The 26,536-nt window shown below is 61.9% G+C and carries 30 protein-coding genes; 20 read left to right on the forward strand and 10 right to left on the reverse strand.

Going from position 1 to position 26,536, the window contains the following annotated elements; translation table 11 throughout:
- The first annotated feature begins 53 nt into the window (after positions 1–53).
- Genes dapA through RG2_RS11300 form a run of 3 tightly spaced genes read left to right on the forward strand, consistent with a single transcriptional unit; the run spans position 54 to position 3,636 of the window.
- Positions 54–959 (forward strand): 4-hydroxy-tetrahydrodipicolinate synthase, encoded by a 906-nt coding sequence (gene dapA, locus RG2_RS11290; RefSeq protein WP_033234849.1) that lies wholly within the window; start codon positions 54–56, stop codon positions 957–959.
- A complete protein-coding gene (locus RG2_RS11295) occupies positions 960–2,966 on the forward strand; it encodes a ribonuclease J (protein ID WP_033234848.1) in 2,007 nt (668 codons plus the stop codon).
- Positions 2,967–3,012: 46 nt separating this feature from the next.
- Positions 3,013–3,636, forward strand: a complete 624-nt coding sequence (locus RG2_RS11300) for a TIGR03085 family metal-binding protein (protein ID WP_033235004.1) — start codon at positions 3,013–3,015, stop codon at positions 3,634–3,636.
- A gap of 20 nt (positions 3,637–3,656) precedes the next feature.
- Here the strand turns inward: RG2_RS11300 and RG2_RS32270 are convergent, their stop codons facing one another.
- Complete coding sequence (locus RG2_RS32270; RefSeq protein ID WP_072782570.1) at positions 3,657–4,073, reverse strand: hypothetical protein; 417 nt, start codon at positions 4,071–4,073, stop codon at positions 3,657–3,659.
- Between the two features lie 52 nt (positions 4,074–4,125).
- Between RG2_RS32270 and RG2_RS11310 the strand changes: the two genes are divergently transcribed.
- Positions 4,126–6,555: a DNA translocase FtsK gene (locus RG2_RS11310; RefSeq protein WP_230590171.1), complete on the forward strand. Its 2,430-nt coding sequence runs from the start codon at positions 4,126–4,128 to the stop codon at positions 6,553–6,555.
- Positions 6,556–6,602: 47 nt separating this feature from the next.
- The gene (locus RG2_RS11315) at positions 6,603–7,577 is read left to right on the forward strand and encodes a TerC family protein (protein ID WP_033234847.1); all 975 of its coding nucleotides are present in this window, start codon (positions 6,603–6,605) and stop codon (positions 7,575–7,577) included.
- Positions 7,578–7,583: 6 nt separating this feature from the next.
- Here the strand turns inward: RG2_RS11315 and RG2_RS11320 are convergent, their stop codons facing one another.
- On the reverse strand, positions 7,584–7,865 hold the full coding sequence (locus RG2_RS11320) for a YciI family protein (RefSeq protein ID WP_033234846.1): 282 nt from the start codon (positions 7,863–7,865) through the stop codon (positions 7,584–7,586).
- A gap of 31 nt (positions 7,866–7,896) precedes the next feature.
- Complete coding sequence (locus RG2_RS11325; RefSeq protein WP_033234845.1) at positions 7,897–8,421, reverse strand: amino-acid N-acetyltransferase; 525 nt, start codon at positions 8,419–8,421, stop codon at positions 7,897–7,899.
- A gap of 120 nt (positions 8,422–8,541) precedes the next feature.
- Between RG2_RS11325 and pgsA the strand changes: the two genes are divergently transcribed.
- From pgsA to pspM, 5 genes are all read left to right on the forward strand, one after another.
- A complete protein-coding gene (gene pgsA / locus RG2_RS11330) occupies positions 8,542–9,189 on the forward strand; it encodes a CDP-diacylglycerol--glycerol-3-phosphate 3-phosphatidyltransferase (RefSeq protein ID WP_033234844.1) in 648 nt (215 codons plus the stop codon).
- Positions 9,190–9,192: 3 nt separating this feature from the next.
- Positions 9,193–9,690: a CinA family protein gene (locus RG2_RS11335; RefSeq protein ID WP_033234843.1), complete on the forward strand. Its 498-nt coding sequence runs from the start codon at positions 9,193–9,195 to the stop codon at positions 9,688–9,690.
- 146 nt (positions 9,691–9,836) lie between these two features.
- Positions 9,837–10,226, forward strand: a complete 390-nt coding sequence (locus tag RG2_RS11340; protein ID WP_033234842.1) for a helix-turn-helix domain-containing protein — start codon at positions 9,837–9,839, stop codon at positions 10,224–10,226.
- Between the two features lie 166 nt (positions 10,227–10,392).
- A complete protein-coding gene (locus RG2_RS11345) occupies positions 10,393–11,205 on the forward strand; it encodes a PspA/IM30 family protein (protein WP_033234841.1) in 813 nt (270 codons plus the stop codon).
- Between the two features lie 105 nt (positions 11,206–11,310).
- Entirely contained in the window at positions 11,311–12,093 is a 783-nt protein-coding gene (gene pspM / locus RG2_RS11350) for a phage shock envelope stress response protein PspM (protein ID WP_045067380.1), read from the forward strand.
- Between the two features lie 12 nt (positions 12,094–12,105).
- On the opposite strand, the gene RG2_RS11355 is transcribed toward pspM, so the two are convergent.
- Genes RG2_RS11355 through RG2_RS11365 form a run of 3 tightly spaced genes read right to left on the reverse strand, consistent with a single transcriptional unit; the run spans position 12,106 to position 13,992 of the window.
- Entirely contained in the window at positions 12,106–12,711 is a 606-nt protein-coding gene (locus tag RG2_RS11355) for an energy-coupling factor transporter transmembrane component T family protein (RefSeq protein ID WP_033234840.1), read from the reverse strand.
- Positions 12,708–13,388, reverse strand: a complete 681-nt coding sequence (locus RG2_RS11360) for an energy-coupling factor ABC transporter ATP-binding protein (RefSeq protein WP_033234839.1) — start codon at positions 13,386–13,388, stop codon at positions 12,708–12,710. Before RG2_RS11360 ends, RG2_RS11355 begins: the two co-directional genes overlap by 4 nt.
- A gap of 7 nt (positions 13,389–13,395) precedes the next feature.
- Positions 13,396–13,992 carry a biotin transporter BioY gene (locus tag RG2_RS11365; protein ID WP_033234838.1) on the reverse strand — a complete coding sequence of 199 codons (597 nt, stop codon included), beginning with the start codon at positions 13,990–13,992 and terminating at the stop codon, positions 13,396–13,398.
- A 229-nt stretch (positions 13,993–14,221) separates the two neighbouring features.
- On the opposite strand from RG2_RS11365, the gene RG2_RS31770 reads away from it, so the two are divergent.
- The 8 genes from RG2_RS31770 (at position 14,222) to recX (ending at position 20,672) form a co-directional block, all read left to right on the forward strand.
- Positions 14,222–14,398, forward strand: a complete 177-nt coding sequence (locus RG2_RS31770; protein ID WP_033234837.1) for a hypothetical protein — start codon at positions 14,222–14,224, stop codon at positions 14,396–14,398.
- An 18-nt stretch (positions 14,399–14,416) separates the two neighbouring features.
- Positions 14,417–15,130 carry a PIG-L deacetylase family protein gene (locus RG2_RS11370; RefSeq protein WP_033234836.1) on the forward strand — a complete coding sequence of 238 codons (714 nt, stop codon included), beginning with the start codon at positions 14,417–14,419 and terminating at the stop codon, positions 15,128–15,130.
- A gap of 65 nt (positions 15,131–15,195) precedes the next feature.
- Positions 15,196–15,834: a TetR/AcrR family transcriptional regulator gene (locus tag RG2_RS11375; RefSeq protein ID WP_033234835.1), complete on the forward strand. Its 639-nt coding sequence runs from the start codon at positions 15,196–15,198 to the stop codon at positions 15,832–15,834.
- 4 nt (positions 15,835–15,838) lie between these two features.
- Complete coding sequence (locus tag RG2_RS11380; RefSeq protein ID WP_033234834.1) at positions 15,839–17,383, forward strand: glycerol-3-phosphate dehydrogenase/oxidase; 1,545 nt, start codon at positions 15,839–15,841, stop codon at positions 17,381–17,383.
- Positions 17,384–17,415: 32 nt separating this feature from the next.
- Positions 17,416–18,579, forward strand: coding sequence for a glycosyltransferase (locus RG2_RS11385; protein ID WP_033234833.1), 1,164 nt, complete (start codon positions 17,416–17,418; stop codon positions 18,577–18,579).
- 47 nt (positions 18,580–18,626) lie between these two features.
- Positions 18,627–18,821, forward strand: a complete 195-nt coding sequence (locus tag RG2_RS11390; protein ID WP_033235000.1) for a DUF3046 domain-containing protein — start codon at positions 18,627–18,629, stop codon at positions 18,819–18,821.
- A gap of 193 nt (positions 18,822–19,014) precedes the next feature.
- On the forward strand, positions 19,015–20,052 hold the full coding sequence (gene recA / locus RG2_RS11395; protein WP_033234999.1) for a recombinase RecA: 1,038 nt from the start codon (positions 19,015–19,017) through the stop codon (positions 20,050–20,052).
- Between the two features lie 8 nt (positions 20,053–20,060).
- Entirely contained in the window at positions 20,061–20,672 is a 612-nt protein-coding gene (recX, locus tag RG2_RS11400; protein ID WP_072782495.1) for a recombination regulator RecX, read from the forward strand.
- Positions 20,673–20,805: 133 nt separating this feature from the next.
- Here recX and RG2_RS11405 read toward each other — a convergent pair whose 3' ends face one another.
- The 4 genes from RG2_RS11405 to gluA all read right to left on the reverse strand — a co-directional run bounded on the left by RG2_RS11405 (position 20,806) and on the right by gluA (position 24,123).
- Positions 20,806–21,702, reverse strand: coding sequence for an amino acid ABC transporter permease (locus tag RG2_RS11405; protein WP_033234832.1), 897 nt, complete (start codon positions 21,700–21,702; stop codon positions 20,806–20,808).
- Positions 21,699–22,379 carry an amino acid ABC transporter permease gene (locus RG2_RS11410; protein ID WP_033234831.1) on the reverse strand — a complete coding sequence of 227 codons (681 nt, stop codon included), beginning with the start codon at positions 22,377–22,379 and terminating at the stop codon, positions 21,699–21,701. Before RG2_RS11410 ends, RG2_RS11405 begins: the two co-directional genes overlap by 4 nt.
- 100 nt (positions 22,380–22,479) lie before the next feature.
- Positions 22,480–23,316, reverse strand: a complete 837-nt coding sequence (locus tag RG2_RS11415) for a glutamate ABC transporter substrate-binding protein (protein WP_033234830.1) — start codon at positions 23,314–23,316, stop codon at positions 22,480–22,482.
- 78 nt (positions 23,317–23,394) lie between these two features.
- A complete protein-coding gene (gene gluA, locus RG2_RS11420) occupies positions 23,395–24,123 on the reverse strand; it encodes a glutamate ABC transporter ATP-binding protein GluA (protein ID WP_080711761.1) in 729 nt (242 codons plus the stop codon).
- A 285-nt stretch (positions 24,124–24,408) separates the two neighbouring features.
- On the opposite strand from gluA, the gene miaB reads away from it, so the two are divergent.
- Positions 24,409–25,911 (forward strand): tRNA (N6-isopentenyl adenosine(37)-C2)-methylthiotransferase MiaB, encoded by a 1,503-nt coding sequence (gene miaB, locus RG2_RS11425; RefSeq protein WP_033234998.1) that lies wholly within the window; start codon positions 24,409–24,411, stop codon positions 25,909–25,911.
- Positions 25,908–26,501 carry an Rv2732c family membrane protein gene (locus tag RG2_RS11430; protein WP_033234997.1) on the forward strand — a complete coding sequence of 198 codons (594 nt, stop codon included), beginning with the start codon at positions 25,908–25,910 and terminating at the stop codon, positions 26,499–26,501. The genes miaB and RG2_RS11430 overlap by 4 nt, the downstream gene beginning before the upstream one ends.
- Positions 26,502–26,536: the final 35 nt, after the last annotated feature.

Below are 26,536 nucleotides of genomic sequence, written 5' to 3' on the forward strand. Positions count from 1 at the left end.
CGACTGAAGACTCGTGTGCAGAAGTAAGCGACTGACCGGGTAACCTTCTGACCATGACCTACGGTGATTCCGCTTCTCTCGTCGAGCGTCCGTTCGGCACCATTTCCGTTGCGATGGTGACCCCGTTCACTGCCGACGGGAAGCTGGACGTCGACACGGGCGTGCGCCTCGCAGCCCATCTCGTCGACAACGGCTGCGACGGCCTTGTCCTTGCCGGCACAACGGGTGAGTCTCCGACCACCACCGAATCGGAGAAGCTCGACCTGCTCCGCGCGGTAATCGACGCCGTTGGCGACCGCGCCAAGATCGTTGCCGGAGCCGGCAGCAACGACACTGCACACAGTGTCGAACTCGCCCGCGACGCGGCCCGCGTCGGCGCTCACGGCCTTCTTGTTGTCACGCCGTACTACTCACGTCCCCCGCAGGCCGGGCTCTACGCGCACTTCACCGCAGTTGCCGACGCCACCGACCTGCCCGTCATGCTCTACGACATTCCGCCCCGCTCCGTTGTCCCCATCGAGACGGAGACAATCCGTCGTCTTGCCGAGCATCCCCGCATCAAGGCCGTCAAAGACGCCAAGGGTGATCTCAACGCGGGTGCAGAATTGATCGGCACCACCGAACTTCAGTTCTTCTCCGGCGACGACCCGTTGAACCTCCCGTGGCTCGCAGTCGGAGCCACCGGCTTCGTCAGCGTCATCGGACACCTGGTTCCTGGTCGACTGCGTGAGCTTCACACCGCATTTGTCACCGGCGACATCGCCCGTGCACGCGAAATAAACCTCAGTTTGATCCCTGTGATCCGTTCCGTCGCCCGTTTGGGTGGCGTCAGCGCGTCGAAGGCGGGTCTGCGACTCATCGGTATCGATGTCGGAGAACCGCGCCTTCCGCAGGTTGCACCCACTAAAGAGCAGATCGACGGTTTGGCCGCCGATCTGCATGCGGCAGGAGTTTTGTAAATGACCCGTCCCCCCCGACGTCGTAGTGCCAGTCGCCAAGCCGGACCGCCTTCGATCCCGGCACCCGAATCAGCTACGCCGGCAACCCCGCCGGCAGCTCCGGCTCCGGTAGCAGCTGAGCCTGCTGCCGCGGCGTCGGCCCCGAAAAAGGCTGCACCGCAAAAGGCTGCACCGCAAAAGGCTGCAGCCCAGAAATCGGCGCCGCAAAACGCAGCACCGCAAAAACAAGCCCGGAAGAGCGCTGCAGGCAACCGCCCGTCAGCCGGCAAGTCCGGTAACTCGCGTTCCGGGAACAAGCGTCCCGACAACCGTCCGCAGGTGGACCCGACCGCGCGTCTGGGCATGCCGCCCAAGGCCCCGGCCAGTGGACTTCGTGTTGTTGCGCTCGGCGGTATCGGCGAAATCGGCCGAAACATGACCGTGTTCGAACACAAGGGCAAGTTGCTGATCGTCGACTGTGGCGTTCTGTTCCCCGAGGACCAGCAGCCCGGCGTCGACCTCATCCTCCCGGACTTCCGTTACATCGAAGACCGCATGGACGACGTCGAAGCCGTCATCCTCACGCACGGCCACGAAGACCACATCGGCGCGTTGCCGTTCTTGTTGCGCCTTCGCGCGGACATTCCCGTCATCGGTGCCAAGTTCACACTCGCGCTCGTGGCGGCGAAGTGCCGTGAACATCGCCTGCGCCCCAACCTCGTCGAGGTCGTGGAAGGTGACTCCACCACGCACGGTCCGTTCGACTGCGAGTACTTCGCAGTCAACCACTCCATCCCGGACGCGCTCGCCATTGCGATCCGCACCGACGCCGGAGTTGTACTGCACACCGGTGACATCAAGCTCGATCAGCTTCCGCTCGACGGGCGCCTGACCGACCTCGCCGGATTCTCCCGCCTCGGTGACGAGGGTGTCGACCTTTTCCTCGTCGACTCCACCAATGCGGAAGTGCCGGGATTCGTCACGCCCGAACGCGAAATCGGCGGCGTGCTCGACAACGTCATCGGCAAGGCCAAGCAACGCGTCATCGTGGCGTCGTTCGCCAGCCACGTGCACCGTATCCAGCAGGTTGTCGACGTCGCGGCGCGGTACAACCGTCGCATCGTGTTCGTCGGCCGGTCGATGGTCCGGAACATGCAGATCGCACAGGATCTCGGCTACCTGCGGGTGCCAGACGGTCTGGTCGTCGACATCGATACCGCAGCCACACTTCCCGATGATCGACTGGTTCTCATCTCCACGGGTTCGCAGGGCGAGCCTCTCGCAGCGCTCTCGCGGATGGCTCGCGGTGAGCATCGCCAGATCAACATTCGTGCCAACGACCTCGTCGTTCTTGCGTCCTCGCTGATCCCTGGCAACGAGAACTCCGTCTTTGCCGTGGTCAACGGCTTGGCCAAGCGTGGCGCCACTGTCGTCACGCAGCAAAGCGCCAAGGTCCACGTATCTGGTCACGCCTCCGCCGGTGAGTTGCTGTACCTGTACAACGCGGTGCGCCCCACCAATGCCATGCCGGTGCACGGTGAATGGCGCCACCTGCGCGCCAATGCAGCCCTGGCCAAGGCGACGGGTGTTCCGGAAGAGCGCATCGTGCTGGCCGAGGACGGCGTTGTCGTCGACATGGTCGACGGTCTTGCCGAGATCGTCGGACGAGTTCCGGTCGGACATGTGTACGTTGACGGACTCTCCGTGGGCGATGTCGGCGAGCCGACGCTCTCGGACCGTCTGGTGCTCGGTGAGGGTGGCTTCATCGCCATCACCATCGTCATCAACGAGTCGACGGGACGCGCGGTCAGTACCCCCGAGGTGTCCGGACGTGGATTCTCCGACGACCCGACCGCTCTCAAGGACGCTGCACAACTCGTGGAAGCAGATCTTCTGCGCCTCGCGGGCGAAGGAATCACCGACGCACATCGCATCGCACAGTCGGTGCGTCGCGTGGTCGGCCGTTGGGTTGCGGACAAGTACCGTCGTCGCCCGATGATCATTCCGACGGTTATCGCGGTTTCCTGAGCGACTTCTCCCGGTAGTGGGAGAAGTTTCGCGTACGTTGGCGAAGGTGACCTTCGCATATGACGAACGACTCGCCCTGGTGGACAGCATGGTCGAATTCGGCCCCGATGCACCTACCCTGTGCGGGGAGTGGACAAATCGTGACCTGGCAGCACATTTGATCGTCCGGGAGCGGCGTCTCGACGCCGCTCCCGGAATCATGATCAGTGCCTTGGCCGGACATACCGAGAGCGTCAGAAAAGCGGCCGCATCGCGCCCGTGGGAAGAACTACTCCGTGACGTTCGAAGCGGACCGCCGCGCTGGTCGCCGATGTACTGGCTCGATTCTCAGGTCAACACCACCGAGATGTTCGTCCATCACGAGGATGTGCGCCGAGCGCATCAGCATTGGGTGGCCAGGGCGCTGCCACAAGATCGTCAGGCGGATTTGTGGAAGTACGCACGCCAGGTAGCCAAGCTGGGGTACCGGAAGTCCGACGTCGAAGTGATCTTCGAATTGCCGTCGGGTGAAAGTGCCGTTGTGCACAAAGCAGATACCCGGACGGTCGTTCTGCAGGGAGAGCCGGCCGAGCTCTTGTTACACGCTTTCGGACGCAACGAAGTGGTGATCGAAGCAAAAGGAGAACTGGCCGACGTCCAGTCCGTCATGGGCTTGGATCGCGGTTTCTGATTCGGCGCTCGATCCATTCGCTAGGCGTAGCGAACATCACGATTCGCACGTATGAACGGTGTTGCTGGTGTTGCGGATGGTCCGGATGGGGTTGCACCGACTAGCCTGAACGTCATGGCAGGTAAGTCGAGCGCCCGAGGATCCGGTACAGGTTCGAGTACAAGCACGTCCGCGTCCAGGGCATCGACCAGGTCGTCAGCGTCAACTCCCGCGGCAAAGTCGCGAACACGAACAGTCTCCACCCCCCGCAACGTCACGACAGCGTCGCACGCCGGTGGCCGCGCGGGAGCGGGTAAGGGAGCCAAATCGACCCCGAGGAAAGCGCCGGCGAAGAAGGCAGCCCCCAGGAAGGCGTCCGGTGCGTCCTCGGCGGCTCGTCGGCCGGTCGCAAAATCGAAGCAGAGCGCAAGCCCGCTCGATGTTGTCGGCAAAGGCATCGCAGCCGGGTGGTCGCTGGCCGCCCGTGGCGTCGGCGCTACCACTCGTACGGTGAGCAAAGTCGGCGATATCGAGGCAGGCCACCGACGCGACGGAATTGCCCTCGGGCTCATTGCTTTCAGTGTTGTCGTCGCGGGCAGTGTGTGGTTCGCGGCGGGTGGACCGATCGGCGGCGGAATCGAAACGGCCGTTCGCGCGGTGTTCGGTGCTGTGTCGGCCGTTCTGCCGATCTTGTGTGTCGGAATCGCAATCCTGCTGATGCGCACGGAGCCGCGCCCCGAGATCCGGACCCGTCTCATCATGGGTTCGCTGCTGGTGGGGCTACCCGCACTGGGCTTGTGGCACATCGGTTCCGGTGCAGAGACAACTGCGGACACACGTGAAATCGGAGCCGGATTTGTCGGCTCTGTTGTCGGCGGACCATTGACCAATGGTCTGACGGCCTGGCTCTCGGTGCCGTTGCTGGTGATCGCTGTCGGCTTCGGAATCCTGTTGTTGACCGGAACCACCCTGCGACAGGTCCCCGGTAAGTTTCAGTCCTTCTTCGGATCTCCGTCCGGCGACGACGACGAATTCGAGGACTACGGCAGCGAATTCGACGACGACAGCTACGGTCGCGACTACGGGGGAGGCTCGTACGAGTCATCGGAGTTCGATGCCGACGGTTATCCGGTGGACACGTATGCGGAGCCTCCGCTGCGGCCGTCCAAACGGTCGAGCCGCCGGGCGCCGATCGACAACTACCCGACGGACGAATTCGAATCCGGCGACAAGAAGACCGAAATCCTCGACCTGTGGTCAGCGGACCCGGACGAAGTTGCCCCGGCAGCGGACGAGACCGCCTCGGCTGCGGAAGCGCCGGTCGCCGAAAAGCCGGTGACCCGGACCAGACCTCCCGCGCGATCGGTTCCGGTGGCGAAGCCGGCACCCAAGCCCGAGCCGGAACCCGAAGAGGCCGAGAGCTTTGTCACCGATCGTGTGACGGACGGCGACTACAACCTTCCGCCCACATCGCTGCTGATCGACGGCGACCCGCCGAAACTGCGCAGTTCGGCGAACGACGCGATGATCGAGGCGATCAGCGAGGTACTCGAACAGTTCAAGATCGATGCTGCCGTCACCGGATTCACGCGCGGACCGACAGTAACGCGATACGAGGTGGAACTCGGTCCTGGCGTCAAGGTCGAGAAGATCACCGCGCTCGCTCGAAACATCGCGTACGCGGTGGCCACCGACAACGTGCGTCTTCTCGCTCCGATTCCGGGCAAGTCGGCCGTGGGCATCGAGGTGCCCAACTCGGACCGCGAACTGGTCCGCTTGGCCGACGTGCTGACGGCGCCGAGCATGCGACGCGAACACCACCCGCTCGTGATCGGACTGGGTAAGGACATCGAGGGCGACTTCGTCCATGCGAACCTCGCGAAAATGCCCCACTTGCTGGTTGCCGGTTCCACCGGCTCGGGTAAGTCGAGCTTCGTGAACTCGATGCTCGTGTCGCTGCTGACCCGCGCGACTCCCGACGAAGTTCGGATGATCCTGATCGACCCCAAGATGGTCGAACTGACGCCGTACGAGGGTATTCCGCACTTGATCACGCCCATCATCACCCAGCCGAAGAAGGCGGCGGCCGCGCTTGCGTGGCTGGTCGAGGAGATGGAGCAGCGCTACCAGGACATGCAGGTCAACCGGGTACGCCACATCGACGATTTCAATGCGAAGGTGAAATCCGGCGAAATCACCGCACCGCTGGGTAGCGAACGCGTCTACCGGCCGTACCCCTACATCCTGGCGATCGTCGACGAGTTGGCAGACCTCATGATGACCGCTCCGCGTGACGTCGAAGAGGCCATCGTGCGAATCACCCAGAAGGCACGTGCCGCGGGTATCCACTTGGTGCTCGCGACACAGCGCCCGTCCGTCGACGTCGTCACCGGTCTGATCAAGACGAACGTGCCGTCCCGATTGGCGTTTGCGACGTCGTCCCTGACGGACTCGCGAGTCATCCTCGATCAGCCGGGAGCCGAGAAGCTCATCGGTATGGGTGACGGACTGTTCCTCCCCATGGGTGCCGGTAAGCCGACCCGTATGCAGGGCGCATTCATCACGGACGAAGAAATCACCGCGGTCGTGGATTTTGCGAAGAACCAAGCAGAACCCGAGTACACCGAAGGCGTCACCGCTGCGAAGGCCGGCGAGAAGAAGGACGTCGATCCCGATATCGGGGACGACATGGACGTGCTGCTCCAAGCTGTCGAACTTGTCGTGACCAGCCAGTTCGGTTCCACGTCGATGCTGCAACGCAAACTGCGCGTCGGGTTCGCGAAGGCCGGACGACTCATCGACCTCATGGAGAATCGTGGAATTGTGGGACCGAGTGAAGGGGCCAAGGCTCGCGAGGTGCTGGTGAAGCCCGACGAGTTGGACGGATTGTTGTGGTCCATTCGGGGCGGCGATCCGGAGGATAGTTCATCCGACGACTAGTGACGTGGGTCGGCGGGTAACCGTCGGCAGACGATCGGAGGCTGCTCGTGCATGTGACACCGTTGACGTGGGTTATCACGATAGTGGTGATACTCGGCCTGTTTGTCTTCGATTTCTTCGCGCATGTCCGGACGCCTCATGCACCGACCTTCCGTGAGTCGGCCTTCTGGTCGACGGTCTACATCTCGATCGCGATAATTTTCGGCCTGATCGTGATGTGGATCTGGGGGACGACGTACGGCGGCGAGTACTTTGCCGGCTACGTCACGGAGAAGGCGCTGTCCGTAGACAACCTTTTTGTGTTTGTCATCATCATGTCGACGTTTGCGGTCCCGCCCCAGTACCAGCAGAAGGTCCTGCTGATCGGAATCGTGCTCGCATTGGTGATGCGAGGGACTTTCATTGCTGTGGGCGCTGCGGCCATCAATGCCTACAGCTGGGTGTTCTACCTCTTCGGAGCCTTCCTGATCTACACCGCCTACACGTTGGTCCGCGACCACGGGCACGAGAAGGAAGCCGAAGAGAAACGTGACAGCCGAATCATCAGCATTGTGAAGCGAGTACTGCCCACCACCGAGGAGTACGACGGCGACAAATTGATCACCAGGATCGACGGCAAGCGTGTCATTACGCCGTTGATGTTGGCGCTCATTGCCATCGGATTTGCGGACGTGTTGTTCGCGCTGGATTCCATCCCGGCGATCTACGGTCTGACCCAGGAGCCGTACATCGTGTTCACCGCCAACGCCTTTGCGTTGATGGGCCTACGCCAACTGTATTTCCTCATCGGCGGACTGCTCGAGCGGTTGGTCTACCTCTCGTACGGGCTGTCGATCATCCTCGCGTTCATCGGCGTCAAGCTTGTCCTGCACGCATTGCACGAGAACACGCTGCCGTTTGTCAACGGCGGCGAACACGTCAGCGTGCCGGAGATTTCGACGGCATTGTCCCTGTCCGTCATCATCGGTGTGTTGGCCGTGACCACGGTCGCGAGCCTGATGAAGACCCGCGACCGCGCCTGAGTAGGTTCAGGCCAACTGACCCAGTACCGGCACCCACTCGGTGATCCGGATATTCGCGACTAGATCGGCTTTGGCAAACGGATCGTGCGTGAAGAGAAGTGCCACGGTGTCGGCGTCTGCCGTGTCGACGATGATGAGTGCTCCGAGGCCGTCGGCGAACGGGCCGGACGTCACGACGATGTCGCGCTCGAGAAGATCACCGAGCCATGCCCGGTGATCGGGGCGGAGGGCGTCGCGCTCGGCGTTTTTTGCGGGGTCATAGGTGTATTCGACGAGGAACAACGACATCGGGACCGCTTTCGGGATGTGAGTGAACCGATCAGAGCGTCAGAAGCATACGGGTATTTCCGAGGGTGTTGGGTTTGACGTAACTGAGATCGAGGAACTCGGCGACACCGGCGTCGTATGACCGGCACATCTCGGTATAGACCTCGGCGGTGACCGGAGTTCCTTCGATTTCGACAAAGCCGTGGCGGTGGAAGAAGTCGGTCTCGAAGGTCAACACGAACAACCGCTCCAATTCCAACTCGCGTGCAACTTCGATCAGTTTGTCGACCACCTGGAAGCCTGCTCCCTGGCCCTTGACGGTGGGATCGACTGCCACAGTGCGAATCTCGCCGAGGTCCGCCCACAGGACGTGCATCGCCCCACAACCCAGAATTTGGCCGTCTTTTTCGGCGACCCAGAACTCCTGCACAGCCTCGTACAACGTCACCAGGTTCTTTTCCAGCAGGATCTTGCCGGCATAGATGTCGATGAGGCGTTTGATTTCCGGGACGTCGGATGTTCGTGCCCGCCGCACGATCAAGTGGCTTTCGGTGTCGCTGCGCGCGGTGGAAGTCATGTGGTGCACATTAGTCAATGGGTCTACCGATATTCTGAGTCGCGTGCCTGTCCGCTCCACGAAATACCCCGCCCGCCCGGTCACCGTCCGGGTTCGGCCCGCCTTCCGCGCGGTGATCCGATGAGTTCCCCGCGTGATCAAGCAGATGCCCATCGGGCTGCTGTAGGGCCCACTGGAGAAACACCGGCCGACAAACCCGTCCCACTTTTCAATATCGCGAACATCTTGACAATGATTCGGATCATTCTTGTTCCGGTCTTTCTCGTCGTGCTTTTTGTCGACGACGGTCAGTCGACGTCGTGGCGTCTGGGCGCGATGGCGATCTTCATCGTCGCCGCGGTGACCGACCGGATCGACGGCCAGTTGGCCAGGAAATACGGTCTGGTCACCGACTTCGGCAAGTTGATGGATCCCATCGCGGACAAGGCACTGATCGGCGCTGCGCTTATCGGGTTGTCGGTACTCGGTGACCTGTCGTGGTGGGTGACCGGCGTGATCATCGCCCGCGAACTCGGAATCACGCTGCTGCGTTTTGCCGTGCTCCGCCATGCCGTGATTCCTGCCGGCAAGGGCGGCAAGCTCAAGACCCTCGTCCAGGCCGTAGCGATCGGTTTCTACCTGTGCCCTTTGCCGAGCAGCTGGGACGTGGTCAGCTGGCTCCTGATGGCCGCGGCGGTTGTGCTGACCGTCGTCACCGGCCTCGAATATGTTGTTCAAGCCATCAGATTGCGCGCCGGCGTCCGGTTCGCCGAACGAGACGGACACTGACCTGTGCGCGATCCGCTGCTCGACCTCGGTGTCGGCGAACTGATCGCCGCGTTGGTGGTGGCGGGGGAGAGCGTCGCGGCTGCCGAGTCGCTGACGGCCGGACTGTTCACTGCTGCGCTGGCGTCGGTTCCCGGATCGAGCCAAGTCCTGCGCGGCGGCCTGGTGGTGTACGCCACCGATCTGAAAGCGACGCTGGCAGGCGTAGATCCAGATGCGTTGGCACTCGACGGCCCGGTGTCCGCATCCACGGCGATTGCTCTGGCCGACGGTGCCCGCACTCGGTGCGTCGCCGATTGGGGTGTCGGACTGACCGGTGTAGCGGGGCCGACCGAACAAGACGGGAACCCTGTCGGCACGGTGTTCTTGGGGATTGCCGGGCCCGACGGAACTCTGTGTGAGCGTCTGTCGTTGACAGGAGAGCGGTGGGAGATTCGAATCGCTGCAGTCGCGGCAGCCGTGTCGCGGTTATGTGATCGTGTTGAAGAGCGCTGGGCACGATAGGCTCGGGAACCAATCGGTCGAGTTCGGACGTTGACTGTTGTGAAGGTGTGCAACAGCCACGGTGTCGAGACGGTACCGATGTGGCCAGGTGACGGTGCGGACCTGTGAAAAGACAGGTTCGGCACGACGGATGAAGGAGGAGCGAGATGGCGCTGCTATTGCGTGAGGCAATCGGTGACAGTCTCCGGCGTACGCGCGTTTCGCAGAGTCGCACGCTACGTGAGGTGTCGAACAGTGCGCGTGTGAGCTTGGGCTACCTGTCCGAGGTGGAACGTGGACGCAAGGAAGCGTCGAGTGAACTGCTGGCCGCGATCTGCGATGCGCTTGCCGTACCGCTGTCCGACGTGTTGGTCGACGTCAGTGAAACTCTGGCCACCAAGAAGTCCAACTCTGCGCTCGGTCGTCCGGTTTCCGGTGCCGCGCCGACCGGTGCAGCCGCTGCTGTGTCGGCACAGGTGTCCGGTTCGCCGTCCATCGCCCGGGATACCCGAGTGGTGATTCCGGCGCCCAACGCGCGCAGTTTGGCTGCTGCGTAGCTACTGGCCGCTTGAACCCGATAGATTCGGTAGATATACCGGTATGGCAGTGCAGGGTCAGGGCAGTTGGAGCGCAGCCCTGATGTATTGGTGAGTTTCGGTGTGCGACGGTCGTTCACCGGGTCGCGTAGCGCGCGGCGCATCAGATGGAGGCAGGATCAAACCCATGGCTAATCCTTTCGTCAAGGGCTGGAAGTACCTGATGGCGCTCTTCAATTCGAAGATCGACGAGAACGCCGACCCGAAGATCCAGATCCAGCAGGCGATCGAGGACGCGCAGCGTCAGCACCAGGCGCTCTCGCAGCAGGCCGCGTCGGTGATCGGTAATCAGCGTCAGCTCGAAATGAAGCTCAGTCGTCAGCTCGACGAGGTCGAAAAGCTCAACGCCAACGCGCGTCAGGCCGTCAACCTCGCCGATCAGGCTGCCGCTGCGGGCGACAACGACAAGGCGATCCAGTACACAAATGCCGCTGAGGCTTTTGCCGCTCAGCTCGTGACCGCCGAGCAGGGTGTCGAGGATCTCAAGGCGCTGCACGATCAGTCGTTGCAGGCTGCTGCGCAGGCGAAGAAGGCCGTCGAACAGAACGCTATGACGCTTCAGGCCAAGGTTGCCGAGCGCACGAAGCTGCTCAGCCAGCTCGAGCAGGCCAAGATGCAGGAACGCGTCAGCGAATCGCTGCGATCCATGGACAGCACGCTGTCCGCACCCGGCAACACGCCAAGCCTGGACGCCGTTCGCGACAAGATCGAGCGTCGCTACGCAAATGCCCTGGGCTCGGCCGAACTTGCCCAGAACTCGGTGCAGGGTCGGATGATGGAGGTCCAGCAGGCTTCCGTGCAGATGGCCGGGCACAGCCGACTCGAGCAGATTCGCGCATCCATGAAGGGCGAGGCACTGCCGTCCGGTGGGACTGCGGCGGCACCTGCGCCGACATCAATCGAAAAGCAGCCGCCTGCTGCCGGAACCACCGGCCAGTAGATCCACGGTCTGCAGTTTTCCAGAGATACACGATTCGACACACTGATGTTTTCTTCACGAGGTGGCCGGCCTGAGCGAGAGCCCAGGTCGGCCGTTCCTGTTTCCATGTCCGGCGCATTCGGTGCGCTGGGCCGTACTGCAGATTCGCTCCGCGAAGTGACGGCGTCCGCTGCGGAGGCAGCCCGGCGGTGGCAAGATCCGCGGGCAAAATTCGAGCGCAAACGAGCACGTGCGAGGCGACGCGCCCAGCGCTGGGGATTCATCTCCGGTGGAACCGTGATCGGCACTGCCGGGCTTGCGGTGGCGTCGGCGCCGGAATGGTCCGTTGTTGTCGCTGGTGGGGGAGCCGCACTGTTTGCGGTACCCGCTGTTGTTGCAGTCGGGCGCTACCGGTCGATGAACGCCGGGCCGCCGCCCGCTCCGATCCGGCGGCGACTGCCACCGTCGTCCTCGCGCGCGTTCATACCGATGTCACGACTGGTCGGAGCAGAAACGTCGCTGTTCGAAATTCTTGGTGTGCTGCGACGCGCAGACACCATCGATCCCGGCGAACTCGACGAGATCACCGTGACTGCAGATTCCGCATTGCGCGCGATGTTTGCGGTGTCGTCCGATATCGCGTCGATGGAACGGGCCGTGACATCGACCCCCAAGGTTGCCGAGACACTCGAACCGACTATCGCAGGTGCCGTTCGCGAACTGCAGGCGGGACTCGGTCAGTACGAGGATCTCGTCAATTCAGCCGCAACCTTGACGGCGCCGCACACCCCGTCTGCCCTGGTGGGATTCAACCGTGAACTGTCGGCTCTGCACGCGGCCGCAGAGCGTCTGTCCAGCCTGGCCGACGCGATCGGCGAGGTCGACGAGATCACCCAGAAGTATCGCTGAGCTGGTCCGCGTTCAGTCGTCAGCTCCGCGCGCAGCCAGTGCCTCACCCATCGCGTCGGCGGTCATGAGGGTTCCGATGATGACGGGAACGGCAAAGGATCGCAGTGAGAAGCCGAGACCGCGGGCCTTGCGTGCTTCGGACACCTGTGTGATGACCTCGAACATCAACGGGATGCACCGGATGGTCATCGCCAGCAAGAGCGCGATTCTTTCGGGATTGACCCCGAATCGGCGCAGCGGGGTGAGGAAAGCCGTGATGGCGTCGAGCATTTCCGAAATGCGGGTTGTCAGACCCATGAGCGCGGCCAGCGCGATCGACAGGATCAGAACGCCACAGACGACGGCCGCGCGCTCCCACCCGGCGACGAGTATCTGGAATCCGCCGATGAACAGCAGCATCCACAATGCTGGGCGCAGATGGGCGATCGCGATGCGGAACGGAATACGCGCGGCCACGTAGAGCGCAACAACAACAACGGTGGGTGGCACCAATTGCCAAGGGCTGCGCACGAATACCGATACCGCGACGATTGCGACGATCAGCGCGAGAAGTTTGTAGCCAGGCCGCGCCCGATGGAGGATGGACGTGCCGGCGCGGTAGTGGCCGAGTGTGGTCACGAGACGAGGGAACGGTAGAAGTCGACGGACTCCGCGGGCGGGCCGTCGGCCACGACAAGCCCTCGATCGATCACCAGAACTCGATCGAACGAGGAGAGCAGATCCAGTTGGTGGGTCACCACGATCAACTGCTGTGTGAGGGACGCGAAGACAGAGCTGATGAGCTGCGAGTTGCGCAGATCGAGCAGCGTTGTCGGTTCGTCCGCCACCAGTACCTTCGGCTCGGTCACCATGATGGCGGCCAGGGCAAGAAGTTGTTTCTGACCGCCGGACAGTTGGTGGGTGGGATGGTCGCTGTGTGACGCCAATCCGAAGCGCTCGAGGACCGACGAGACTTTCTGGGCCCGTTCAGCCTTGCCGAGTCCGCTTCGCCGCAGCGAAAACTCGATGTCCTCGGCGACGGTCGGCATGACAATCTGATGATTGGGATCGGTGAACACAAAGCCGACGTGCTTGCGTACGTCGCGTCCCTTCTTGGCGGTATCCAAACCGTCGATACGGACGGAACCTGTTGCCGGAATCACCAATCCGTTGATCATGCGGGCAAGCGTCGACTTGCCGCTTCCGTTTGCACCGACAATCCCGATGCGCTGCTCGGTCAGTGTCAGGTCGACACGATCGAGCACGGTGCGTTCGCCGAAACTGTGCCCGACGCCTTCGAAGATGATCTCGCTCATCGAGGAATCAGTTCGCCACTGCTGTTTTTGCGCGTGCGGCGACGCTGTCACGAAGCAGTGCCGGATACGCACGATGGACCTGAGCGGCGACCACTGCGGTGACAACGGCTTTCGCAGCATCGAGGGGGATGAAGGCGGCGTTGGCGGTCCACGCGGCGAGGAAGGTCATGTGTCCACGGATCATCATCCCGGCGATTCCGAAGAGGTAGAGAACAACAACACCGCCGAGAAGGTTGATGCCGATTCCAGGAATGATTCGGTACTTCGGGAGCATCTTCGTCGTCAGCCATCCGATGACAAACGCCGCAGGTATCCAGCCGATCAAGAACCCGGCAGTGGGACTCGACAGCGCAAATAATGCAGTCCGCCCGCCGGCGAGCACCGGTAGCCCGACCAGGCCGAGCGCGATCACGGTCAGCACCGCCAGTACGGCCTTGCGAGGCCCGAGGAGCGCACCGGCCATCATCACACCGAGTGATTGAAGGGTGATCGGCACACCGGAGATTCCGATGTTGATCGCCCCCGGTAGACCCAACGCGATGATGAGGGCCGCGAACACTGCAACGTGCGCGAGGTCGCGGGCCGGAATTCGGGTGGTAGACACGGCGAACGTGCTCCTTAGGGCGTACTGGATGGAACTTCGCGAGTCTACGTCAGCGCGAATCACGGGTGTTTTGGATGCATGCCCAGTCTCGTCATGGTTGATCAGGGTGAACCCTGATCTTTACCTGATCTTGCCGGTGAGCTGCTGCTTTGTCCGGCCGAACGTGTCAGGCTGGTGTCACGGACTTTCTCTAAGCCAGTCCGAAAGCTCACGGCAAGGAAGGTACGTCATGTTCTGGAAAATCGTGTTGGCTGTGGTCCTCGTGTGGATCGCGCTTGCAGTGGTCGGCGCGTTGATCAAGGGTCTGTTCTGGATTCTGGTGGTCGGCGCGCTGGGCGTCGGCATCTACTTCCTCGTGAAGGCGATGTCGGGCAACGATGAAAACACACCCGTTTCGAGGATGTGACAGGCACAATCGTGCGGTATGGAACCATTCCCCGAGGACTGGCAGCGCGCGATTGTGGTCGTCGCCCATCCGGATGACATCGAGTACGGCGCAGCTGCAGCGGTAGCCCGCTGGACGGATCAAGGCAAGGACGTCAGATACGTACTCGCGACGAGCGGGGAAGCCGGGATTGCAGGACTGCCGCCGGCGGAGTCCGGACCCATCCGCGAGGCAGAAGAGCGTCGCAGCGCCGCTGTTGTGGGAGTGAGTGAAGTCGAGTTCCTGGGTCTTCCTGATGGTCGACTGATTGCCGGACTCGAATTGCGTTCCGTCTTGGCAGCCGCGATCAGGCGGCACCGGCCGGAACTGGTGGTGACGATGAACTTCTCGAACACCTGGGGCCCTGGCTATCTCAACAGTGCCGATCATCGAGCGCTGGGAATCAGTGTCCTTGACGCGACCGCGGACGCGGCCAACGAGTGGATCTTTCCGGAACTGTCGGACGTCGGACTCGAACCGTGGACCGGAGTTCGGTGGGTTGCAGCGAATTCGATGACACCGACTCACGGCGTCGACGTGAGTACAACGGTGGCGCGAGCGGTGGATTCCTTGGCAGAGCATTCACGGTATCTGGCGGCGCTGAGTGAGATTCCGGTACGCGTGCAGGCGCAGGCTCAGATCGACATGGTGTCGGGGCCGAAACCCGGCTTCGAGGCCGACCGTGCCGTCGGGTTCGAGTTGTACTATTTCTGATAGTCGGAACACGCCGTGTACTGGTCGCACTGCCGGACGGCGCGTCGGGTAGCGTGTTACACACGATGGCAATCCGTAACGCAGATGATCAAGTCCTGCCGCGAAAGGGCGACGGTCAGCGCACTCCAAACCTCGCGATCGACAATCTCATTCTTGATGCCGCGCGATCGTGCGTGCTCGATTTCGGTATGCAGCGCACCACGTTGGCCGAGATCGCTCGGCGCGCCGGCGTCAGCCGGCCGACGGTCTACCGGCGCTGGACGGATACCAGAGCAGTTGTCGCAGACCTCCTCACTCGCGAAATTCGGGAGGTCCTCCCCGACATACAGACGACGGGTTCGGCTCGGGATCTTCTTCTCTCCGCAGTGGTCGACGTTGTCGCCGAGATCCGCGATCATCCGCTGTTCGTGAAGATCCGGTCGACGGATCAGGAATTGCTGACCACCTACATCGTGGATCGCATTGGTGCCAGCCAGAAGTCGATACTCGAACTCATGACTGCTGTGGTGACAGCCGGGCAGCAGGACGGATCGATCCGTCACGGAAATGCTGACGAGATAGCGTCCATGCTGTTGCTGATGGCACAGTCGGTGGTGTTCTCGGCACCGACACTGCAGGATCGACTTTCTGCCGATGCAGCGGTGCAGCAGTTGAGAATTGCGGTGTCGGCGTACCTGACGCCGACTGCAGGAACGGACGGTTAGAACGATGGCCGACAGCGATCTCACTGCACCGAATGCCGATCCGTCGGCGCTCAACGCCGCCCGTCGGACCCGCGAATGGGACGAACTCTCACGCGGAAGTTCTGTGGATCTTCTGGTTATCGGCGGCGGAATCACCGGTGTCGGTGTGGCTTTGGACGCCGCGACGCGTGGCCTGAGCGTTGTGTTGGTGGACAAGCACGACCTGGCCTTCGGTACCAGTCGGTGGAGTTCCAAGCTCGCTCACGGCGGACTTCGGTATCTTGCGTCGGGAAATATCGGTATTGCCCGTGAGAGTGCAGTCGAACGCGGAATCCTGATGACTCGAACGGCGCCGCATCTCGTACGGGCGATGCCGCAACTCGTACCGTTGCTCCCGCAGACGTCGTTCTTCGGAAAGTCTCTGGTGCGTACCGGGTTTCTAGCCGGTGACGTATTGCGGGCAACGGCTCGGACACCGTCGTCGGTGTTGCCTCGCTCGCGCGCGGTGAGCGCGTCTCGGGCACGGGAGTTGGTGCCGGCGGTACGGCAGGCGGACCTTCGCGGTGCGCTGACGGCCTACGACGGTCAGTTGATCGACGACGCTCGACTGGTTGTGAACATCGCCCGCACAGCGGCATCTTTCGGTGCTCGGATTCTGACCAGGGTGGGTGCCTACGAGGTGTCCGGTACGTCCGCGACGTTGCGAGACGAGTTGACCGGAACCGAGTTTCTGCTGCGGGCTCGGACAGTGGTCAACGCGACGGGCGTGTGGGCAGATCAGGTGGATCCCAGTATCACCCTGCGTCCGAGTCGCGGCACGCATCTGGTGCTCGACGCGAAATCGCTGGGTAATCCCACTGCCGCACTGACGGTTCCGATTCCGGGTGAGACCAATCGGTTTGTCTTCGCGTTGCCGGCGCAACTCGGCCGGATCTATCTCGGTTTGACCGACGAAGCGGCGCCCGGCCCCGTACCCGACGTACCGCAAGCGTCGGACGCGGAAGTGGATTTCCTTCTCGCTACGGTCAATACGGCTTTGGAAGTTCCGTTGACCCGGGCCGATGTGCTCGGCACTTTTGCGGGTTTGCGACCGTTGCTCGATACCGGCGGGGGATCGACTGCTGACCTGTCGCGTAATCACGCGGTGGTCCGGTCGGCAACCGATGTGATCACGGTTGTCGGTGGCAAGCTCACGACGTATCGCAAGATGGCGGAAGACGCCGTCGACTGCGCGGTCGAAGCGGGCGGATTGAACGCGGGTCCGTGCCGAACGCGCAACCTGCCGTTGGTCGGTGCCGCGTCGCGCGCTGTGTTGGACCAGGTTAGAGCGCCCGCCGGGCTGGTGGCGCGGTACGGCACCGAAGCAGAAGCGGTGGTCGGGTTGGGCGATGACGGACTTCGTCAGGTAGCCGGGCTGGATATCTGCGCCGCCGAACTCGCCTTCGCGGTGTCTCACGAGGGGGCACTCGACGTGGACGATCTCCTGGATCGTCGGACGCGTATCGGTCTGGTGGCTTCCGATCGTGAACGTGCCTTGCCGGAGGCGGAGCAGGCATTCCGGGCGGTATGACCGGTCGTTGTGGCGTGTGACACGCTGATGCGGTGCGAGTAGCCGTTGTTGCCGGGCCGGACCCGGGTCATGCTTTTCCCGCAATAGCGTTGTCGCTGGCGCTGATCGCCGCGGGCGACGAGCCGATCCTGTTTACCGGGTCGAGATGGGTGGAGAAGGCCCGTGCTGCGGGAGTGAACACCGAACCTCTCAAAGGCTTGGCGCCGAGGCCCGGCGACGACGACCTTGACGCCGGTGCGCGGATACACTCGCGGGCGGCGTACATCTCGACCGAACTGCTGCCCGATCTGAAAGCGGTAGCCCCGGATCTGGTGGTCTCGGACATCCTCACTGCCGGAGGTGGATTGGCTGCCGAGCGACTGGGAATTCCGTGGGTGGAGCTCTCGCCTCATCCGCTGTACTCGCCGTCCCGAGGCCTGCCGCCCATCGGGAGCGGGTTGGCTCCCGGCGTCGGGCTGCGCGGACGCCTGCGCGACACGGTGATGCGAGCGGCAACGGGTCGTTCGATCAAACAAGGACTGGCTCAGCGATCCGAGGCGCGCGTCGGAGTCGGACTTCCCGCAGTAGATCCAGGTCCACATGCACGATTGATCGCGACGATTCCAGCGCTGGAAGTTCCGCGGCCGGATTGGCCTGCCCACGCGCACGTCGTCGGGCCGCTGTTGTGGGAACCGACTCGCGAGATTCTGGAACCGCCGCCAGGTTCGGAACCGTTGGTCATGGTGGCGCCGTCGACCGCGCATACCGGTGCGGTGGGAATGCTCGAGCAGACCGTCGACGGCCTGGAAGGGTCAGGGCTGCGGCTGATCGCGTCGGTTCTCGACGGTTCGGACGCGCTGTATCCGGATTGGGTTCGTGCCGGGCTCGGCCGCCAGGACGTGATGCTGCGCGACGCTTCGGTTCTGGTGTGCGGAGGTGGGCACGGAATGCTGGCGAAGGCTCTGTCGGCCGGCGTGCCGACGGTGGTTGTTCCCGGCGGCGGCGATCAGTGGGAGTTGGCCAATCGTGCCGCTCGCGCCGGTAGTGCGGTGATCGTACGACCGGCTGATGCCGGATCCATCAGGGACGCAGTACTGCAGGTTCTTTCCCAGCGCAGCTTCGCCGACGCGGCCGGCGCTGCTGCGGCGACGGCATCCGACGTCCGCGACCCGGTGGCGGTGTGCCGGGAAGTTGTGGCCGGGGGAGTGGCGGCCTGACCTGTGCGGAGTGTGCACAGCTGCCTGGGTGGACTACCGTGGCGCCCGTGCGATTGACCGAGTTTCACGAATTGGTACGAGAAGAGTTCGGGCAGGTACGAGGTGACTCGATGCTGCTCGACCACGTCATCCTGAGCCTTGGCGGACTGACTGCCGCAGAGGCTATCGAGGCAGGCCAGGACCCCCGCGAGGTGTGGCGAGCGTTGTGCGCGGAGTTCGACGTGCCGCCGTCGCGTCGCTAGTTTGTTTCGGCAATGTTCGATCCTTGCCTGTGTTTCGAACAGATGTTCGTCTATGCTGAGTGTGTTCGGTGGTAACTGCCGCTTCCGCGACTGCAGGGTTCGAGTGGGTCGGCACGATGAATCAAAAGTTTGTCGGTAGCCGGATCTACTCTGATCGCAACACCACTGAAGAGACTTGAGAATGGGGATCACGATGGCACCACAGGCACCAGATCGGGACAAGGCGCTCGACCTCGCGTTGGCGCAGATCGACAAGAATTTCGGCAAGGGTTCGGTGATGCGCTTGGGCGAAGGCGTTCGCCAGCCCATCGCGGTGATCCCCACGGGTTCCATCGCGCTCGATGTCGCGCTGGGCATCGGCGGCCTGCCTCGTGGTCGAGTCGTCGAGATCTACGGCCCGGAATCCTCGGGTAAGACCACCGTTGCATTGCACGCAGTTGCCAATGCGCAGGCCAACGGCGGCATCGCTGCATTCATCGACGCGGAACACGCACTCGATCCGGATTACGCGGCCAAGTTGGGTGTCGATACCGACGCACTGCTGGTCTCCCAGCCCGATACCGGTGAGCAGGCGCTCGAGATCACCGACATGTTGATCCGCTCCGGCGCTCTCGACATCATCGTTGTCGACTCCGTGGCAGCGCTTGTTCCCCGCGCTGAAATCGAAGGCGAAATGGGTGACAGCCACGTCGGTCTCCAGGCTCGTTTGATGAGCCAGGCACTGCGAAAGATCACCGGTGCCATGAACAACTCGGGCACCACCGTCATCTTCATCAACCAGCTTCGCGAGAAGATCGGTGTGATGTTCGGTTCACCCGAAACCACCACTGGTGGTAAGGCTTTGAAGTTCTATGCGTCTGTCCGTCTGGACATCCGCCGTATCGAGACGCTCAAGGACGGTACCGACGCAGTCGGTAACCGCACCCGCGTCAAGGTGGTCAAGAACAAGGTCGCTCCGCCGTTCAAGCAGGCCGAGTTCGACATCCTCTACGGCCAGGGCATCAGCAAGGAAGGCTCGCTCATCGACATGGGTGTCGAGCACGGGTTCATCCGTAAGTCCGGCTCCTGGTACACCTACGAAGGCGACCAGTTGGGTCAGGGCAAGGAAAACGCTCGAAAGTTCTTGCTGGAGAACACCGATATCCGTGACGAGATCGAGAAGAAGATCAAGGAAAAGCTGGGTATCGGTGCCGATGTCACCGCTACCGATGAAGCTCCCGCCGACTTCTGATCCCTGTCATGGAGTACATCGACGATGACGGTGGCAGCGACACCGGTTATCGAAGGTCTCGCTCGCGGTCCGATCGGGCGGGCAGCCGTGGTGGCAGCGATCACCGCGGCGAACGCAGGCAGCGCGGCGAAGGTACACAGCGCGCCGAGGGTGGCACGGAGGCGCAGGCAAAGGATGCTTGCCTGCGCCTCCTGAGTGACCGCGCGCGCAGTCGGTCCGAGTTGGAAAAGAAGCTGATCAGCCGGGGATACGAGACCGACATTATTACTCGGGCACTCGATCGTCTCCAGGAGATCGGTCTCATCGACGACGCGGATTTTGCCAACCAGTGGGTGCATTCACGTCACACCTATTCGGGCAAAGGCAAGAAGGCGTTGGCCGTCGAACTTCGACTCAAGGGCGTCGATCAGGATGTGGCAACTGAAGCGTTGTCGCAGATCGATGCAGAAGACGAGCGCGAGCGGGCAGCTGATCTCGTTCGAAAGAAGTTGCGCAACAAGCCGGTCGACGATCGCGACAAGGTGATGAGACGTCTGGTGGCGATGCTTGCGCGCAAGGGCTACTCGGCGAGCATGTCGTACGAGGTCGTCAAAGCCGAGATGGCTGCCGCGGAGCCGTAGGCGACAAAACTATGCGGAGCCGTAGGCGACAAAACTACGCGGAGCCGTAGCAACAAAATTAGAAGCGGGGTGTGTCACCGAATTCGGTGACACACCCCGCTTCTGGTGTCGGTGAAGCAATAGGTCGATCAGTTCACGGCTTGGTCAGATCCATTCCCGGAACCGACACCGCAACATCGGCGACAGGCGGAGCGATCGGGCCCTTGCCCTTTCGCTTTCCGGACCTCAGTCGTTTCTCGACCTTGGTTGCCAGGTAAGTCAGCGAAGAGTTCAAGATGATCATGATGACAGCAGCCACCATGAGCGCCGGCAGGTAGTTCTGGAACGCAGCACCCAGCTGGGTGGACTGTCGAACAAGTTCGGTGTAGCCGATGATGTAACCCAGAGCTGAATCCTTGAGCGCAACAACCATTTGCGATATCAGTGCGGGGAGCATGGTTGTGACTGCTTGGGGTAGCAAGATTGTCACCATGATTTGAGATTTGCGCATACCGAGAGCTTTGGCGGCTTCACTTTGTCCGCGGGGGAGTGAGTTGATTCCCGAGCGTACGATTTCCGCGATCACCGATCCGTTGTAGAGCGTCAAGCTCACCACGACGGCCGTAAGCGCCAAGTAGTCGAGTTTCACGATCTTGTATTCGGCAAGAACGGCGTACATGAAGATGATCAGCAGAAGCACGGGAATCGCACGGAACAATTCCACGATGACACCACTGATAATTCGCACAACGCGGTGATCGGACAATCTGCCGATTCCGAGAATTGCGCCGAGGATCAGTGCAAGCACGATGGACAGTGCTGCCGCAATCAAGGTGCCCTTGATGCCGGGAAGCAGATACGTCGTCCAGACGTTCGCCTGCAGGAACGGATCCCATTTGGCGGAGGTCAGCTGCCCCTTGTCGTCGAGCGCGCGGTACACGACATACGCGATGGTGAGGGCGAGGACGGCTACGACAACCGAAGCGAATCGGTACAGTGCCCGTGCCTTCGGGCCGGGTGCGTCGTAGAGAACCGTTGCTTGCTTAGTCATCGTGCGACCTCGAATTTCTTGGCGAGCTTACCGAAGAGCAATCCTGTCGGCAGGGTCAAGATGACAAAGCCGACTGCAAAGATTCCTGCGGTCACGAAGAGTGCGGCTTCGTTTTCGAGAATCTCCTTCATCAATTTCGATGCCTCGGACACGCCGATGACGGCGGCGACGGTGGAGTTCTTGGTCAGAGCAATCAGGACGCTACCGAGCGGTGCGATCACAGCGCGGAAAGCCTGCGGAAGAACGATGAGTCGGAGGTTCTGCAGGAAGGTCAACCCGAGGGACCGTCCTGCTTCTGCCTGTCCGGCATGGACGGTGTTGATTCCGGCGCGGATCGACTCGCACACAAACGACGCGGTGTAGACGCTCAGTCCGAGGACGGCCAAGCGGAAGTTGTTGTCGATCACGAAGGTTGACGAACTGGTCGATGCGAGGCTGATGTCGAGAGTTTGGTACAGACCGAACACACAAAAGAGCAGGATCAGGGTGAGCGGCGTATTGCGGAAGACAGTGACGTAGGCGGCGCCGAGGAATCGGGCGACAGGTACGGGAGACACCCGCATCGCGGCAACAATCACTCCGAGTATCAATGCGCCGATCGCCGAGAAGATCGTGAGCTGGATCGTGGTCCAGAACGCTTCGAGGATCTGGCTTCCGTAATCGTCGAGTATTTTCACTTACGGTCTCCCCAGTTCATGGGTCGTTGTTGAAAGTGCTTGCCCAGGTGGGGTTTCCGTACATGGAAACCCCACCTGGAATGGCTACTGCTCAGTTGGATCAGTACCGGTCGACAGTGGGCGGAGCGGGCATCGTGTAACCGGACGGGCCGACCGTCTCGGTGAATGCTTCTGCCCACGCTCCGGAAGAGATCATCTTCTCGATGGCATCGTTGATCTTGCCGCGGCCTTCGGAATCGTCCTTGGCCAAGCCGATTCCGTAATTTTCGGTCGTGAACGGCTCACCGGCGATACGGAATGCACCGGGGGACTGTGCCGCGTAGCCGGCGAGAATGATGTCGTCGGTCGTGACTGCGTCGACCTTGCCGTTGCGCAGCGCTTCGACGCACGCCGAGTAGGTGTCGAATTCCTGGAGCTGGACGTCCTTGGCGTAGGTGTCCTTCACCTTCTGGGCGGGGGTGGACCCAGCCACCGAGCACAGGATCTTGCCACCGTTCAGTGATTCGGGACCGGTGATGTCGGTGTTGTCCGCATTGACGAGCAGTGACTGGCCGGCGACGAAGTACGGTCCGGCGAAGCCGACCTTTTCCTTACGTGCGTCGGTGATGGAGTACGTCGCGACGATGTAGTCGACCTCGCCGTTCTGGATCAACGTCTCACGCTGGGCGGACGGTGACTCCTTGAACGTGATGTTCTCGGGCTTGACGCCCAATTCGTTTGCAACGTACTTCGCGACCTCGACGTCGAAACCGGTGTACGTGCCGTCCGCGTTGCGCAGGCCGAGTCCTGGCTGGTCGAACTTGATGCCGATGGTGAGCTTGCCGTCAGCGGCGTTCTCGCTGACCGTCTTGCTCTCCTCGCCGCCGCCGCAGGCGGTGGCTGCGAATGCAATGGCCATGATTCCGATTCCGAAACGGACGGAACGATTGATCTTCATGGAGATCCTCTCAATTGTGTCGACATTCGAACTGTGCAGTCGAGACGGGTGTCTTGTGGACGTCGGTGCAGGAGTTGATCAGTGAGTGAGGATCTTTCCGAGGAAGTCCTTGGCCCGATCCGACTTGGGGTGGGTGAAGAACTCTGTCGGGTTGGTGTCTTCGACGATCTGGCCGTCGGCCATGAACAGCACCCGATCGCCGGCCTTGCGGGCGAATCCCATCTCGTGGGTGACCACAAGCATGGTCATGCCTTCCTTGGCGAGGGAGGTCATGACGTCGAGGACCTCGTTGACCATCTCGGGGTCAAGAGCGGAGGTCGGCTCGTCGAACAGCATCACCTTCGGCTGCATCGCGAGCGCGCGAGCGATGGCGACACGCTGCTGCTGACCACCGGAAAGTTGTGCCGGGTACTTGTCGGCCTGATTGGCGATGCCGACCCGTTCGAGCAACTGCAGTGCCGTCTTCTTGGCGTCTTCCTTCTTCGCCTTGCGGACCTTCATCGGTGCGAGCATGACGTTCTCGAGAATCGTCTTGTGCGCGAACAGGTTGAAAGACTGAAAGACCATGCCGACGTCGGCGCGAAGTGCGGCAAGGGCTTTGCCCTCCTCAGGGAGGGTTTTGCCGTCGACGGCGATGGTGCCTGAATCGATGGGTTCGAGCCGGTTGATGGTTCGGCACAGTGTCGACTTACCGGAGCCCGACGGACCGAGGACGATCACTACTTGGCCCTTGGGTACCTCGAGATTGACCTCTTGCAGGACGTGAAGTTCCCCGAAGTGTTTGTTCACCGAGGTCATCGAAATCATGGATGTGGAATCGCCGGAGGTAGTCGGCGTCGTCGCATCGTCGGCTTGGGTCATAACCGAGAACCTTAGGCGTAGTTTCCGTCTGTGCCCCGCATTTCGTCAGGGTTCCGCGTAACGGTAGTGAAAATTTTACGCCGTTGACGTTTATGTGGCGCTTTGTCGGTTTACCTGGGCGTTATTACACGCCGTAGTGGACGTGAGCTAGGCTGAAGCGTGTCACTGATCGACGAAAAGACCCCTACCGCGCCTGCGGCGACCACCGCTGAAGCCTCGGCAACCACCGCAGTGCCCCCTGCCCGCACGTATGAAGTGCGGACTCACGGATGCCAGATGAACGTCCACGATTCCGAACGTCTGTCGGGACTTCTCGAAGATGCGGGCTATCGCAAGGTGGAGTCCGGTGTCGATCCCGATCTGGTGGTCTTCAACACCTGTGCCGTCCGCGAGAATGCCGACAACAAACTGTACGGAACACTCGGTATGTTGGCGCAGAACAAGAAGGCCAAGCCCGACATGCAGATTGCTGTCGGTGGATGCCTTGCACAGAAGGATCGCGAGACCGTCGTCAAGCGGGCGCCGATTGTCGACGTGGTCTTCGGAACGCACAATATCGGTTCGCTGCCCGCGCTGCTCGACCGTGCGCGTCACAATCAACGGGCCGAGGTCGAGATCCTCGACGCGCTGGAGGCATTTCCGTCGACGCTGCCCGCGAAGCGTGAATCTGCCTATGCCGGTTGGGTTTCCATCTCGGTTGGCTGCAACAACACCTGTACCTTCTGTATCGTCCCGGCGCTGCGCGGCAAGGAAGTAGATCGTCGTCCGGGCGACATCCTGGCCGAGGTGCAGGCCCTCGTGAACGAAGGCGTGTCCGAGGTGACTCTGCTCGGTCAGAACGTCAACGCCTACGGCGTGTCGTTTGCCGACCCCGAGCAACCGCGTGATCGCGGGGCTTTTGCGTCCCTGCTGAAGGCCTGCGGAAACATCGAGGGACTCGAGCGCGTCCGATTCACGTCACCGCACCCCGCCGAATTCACCGACGACGTCATCGACGCTATGGCCACCACTGCCAATGTGTGCCCGCAGTTGCACATGCCGTTGCAGTCCGGGTCCGACAAGGTCCTCAAGGCGATGAAGCGTTCCTACCGCAAGTCGAAGTACCTCGGAATCATCGAGAAGGTGCGTGCCGCGATGCCGCACGCCGCGATCACCACCGACATCATCGTGGGCTTCCCCGGCGAAACCGAAGAGGATTTCCAGGAAACCCTCGATGTCGTACGCAAGGCGCGGTTCTCGAATGCGTACACGTTCCAGTACTCCATCCGCCCGGGCACGCCTGCGGCAGAGATGGAAGACCAGATCCCCAAGGACGTGGTCCAGGAACGCTACGTGAGGCTTCTGGCGGTGCAGGAAGAAGTCAACATCGAAGAGAACCGCAAACTCGTGGGCACCGAAGTGGAGCTCCTTGTTGCGGCAGGTGAGGGCCGTAAGAATGCGGCGACGCACCGAATGAGCGGTCGCGCACGCGATGGGCGTTTGGTGCATTTCCGGCCCGAAGGCAACGTGAACACCTCGATTCGCCCCGGCGACGTCGTGACGGTGGTCATCATGCACGGCGCGCCGCACCACCTCGTTGCGGACGACGGAGTGCTCACCCATCGGCGCACGCGCGCCGGAGATTCTTTCGACCAGGGCATCACGCCCAAGACCGCACCGATCGGTGTCGGTCTCGGACTGCCGAAGATCGGTGCCCCAGCCCCACAACCCGTTCAGATGGGATGCAATTCATGAGTTCAGCACACGACAACAGAACGTCGCCTTCCGGTGACGATGCCTCGTTCGAGGAATACCGTTCCGATCTCGACGCCGTCGAGCGGAAGATTGCCGGCGAAATCGATCCGGGTGTTCGAGCGATGGTTGTTGCGATTGCCGTTCTGGTGCTCGTCGGAACGCTTGCGCTTCCGCACGCCGGGGCAGCCAACGGCTGGGACGTCTTGGCGTTCAACCAGGACGCGGTTTCCGAGCGAATCGCACTGTTCTCGCGACTGTATGTCTGGTTTGTTGTGATCTTCGGCATCGGATTCTCGATGCTCGCCTTGGTCACGCGTCGTTGGTCGGTGGCGTGGATCGCGCTGGCCGGTAGTGCCGTCGCAAGTGCGCTCGGCATGATGGCAATTTGGTCGCGTCAGACAATTCCCGAAGCGTTCCACGTAGCCGGACCGTCGATCGGACTTGTCATCGGCTGGTTCACCGTCATATTCCTGACGTTCCACTGGCTCAAGGTCGTCTGGGCGCGCACGACAATCCAGTTGGCTGCCGAGGAACAGCGCCGGATCGCTGCGGCGGAAGCTGAGAAGAACCAGGAGTGGAACGCCGGCTGACCCCGCGTAACCGGGGCCGGCCGACGGTAAATCCG

Source organism: Rhodococcus globerulus NBRC 14531 (genome assembly GCF_001894805.1).
Classification (GTDB): Bacteria; Actinomycetota; Actinomycetes; order Mycobacteriales; family Mycobacteriaceae; genus Rhodococcus_F; species Rhodococcus_F globerula.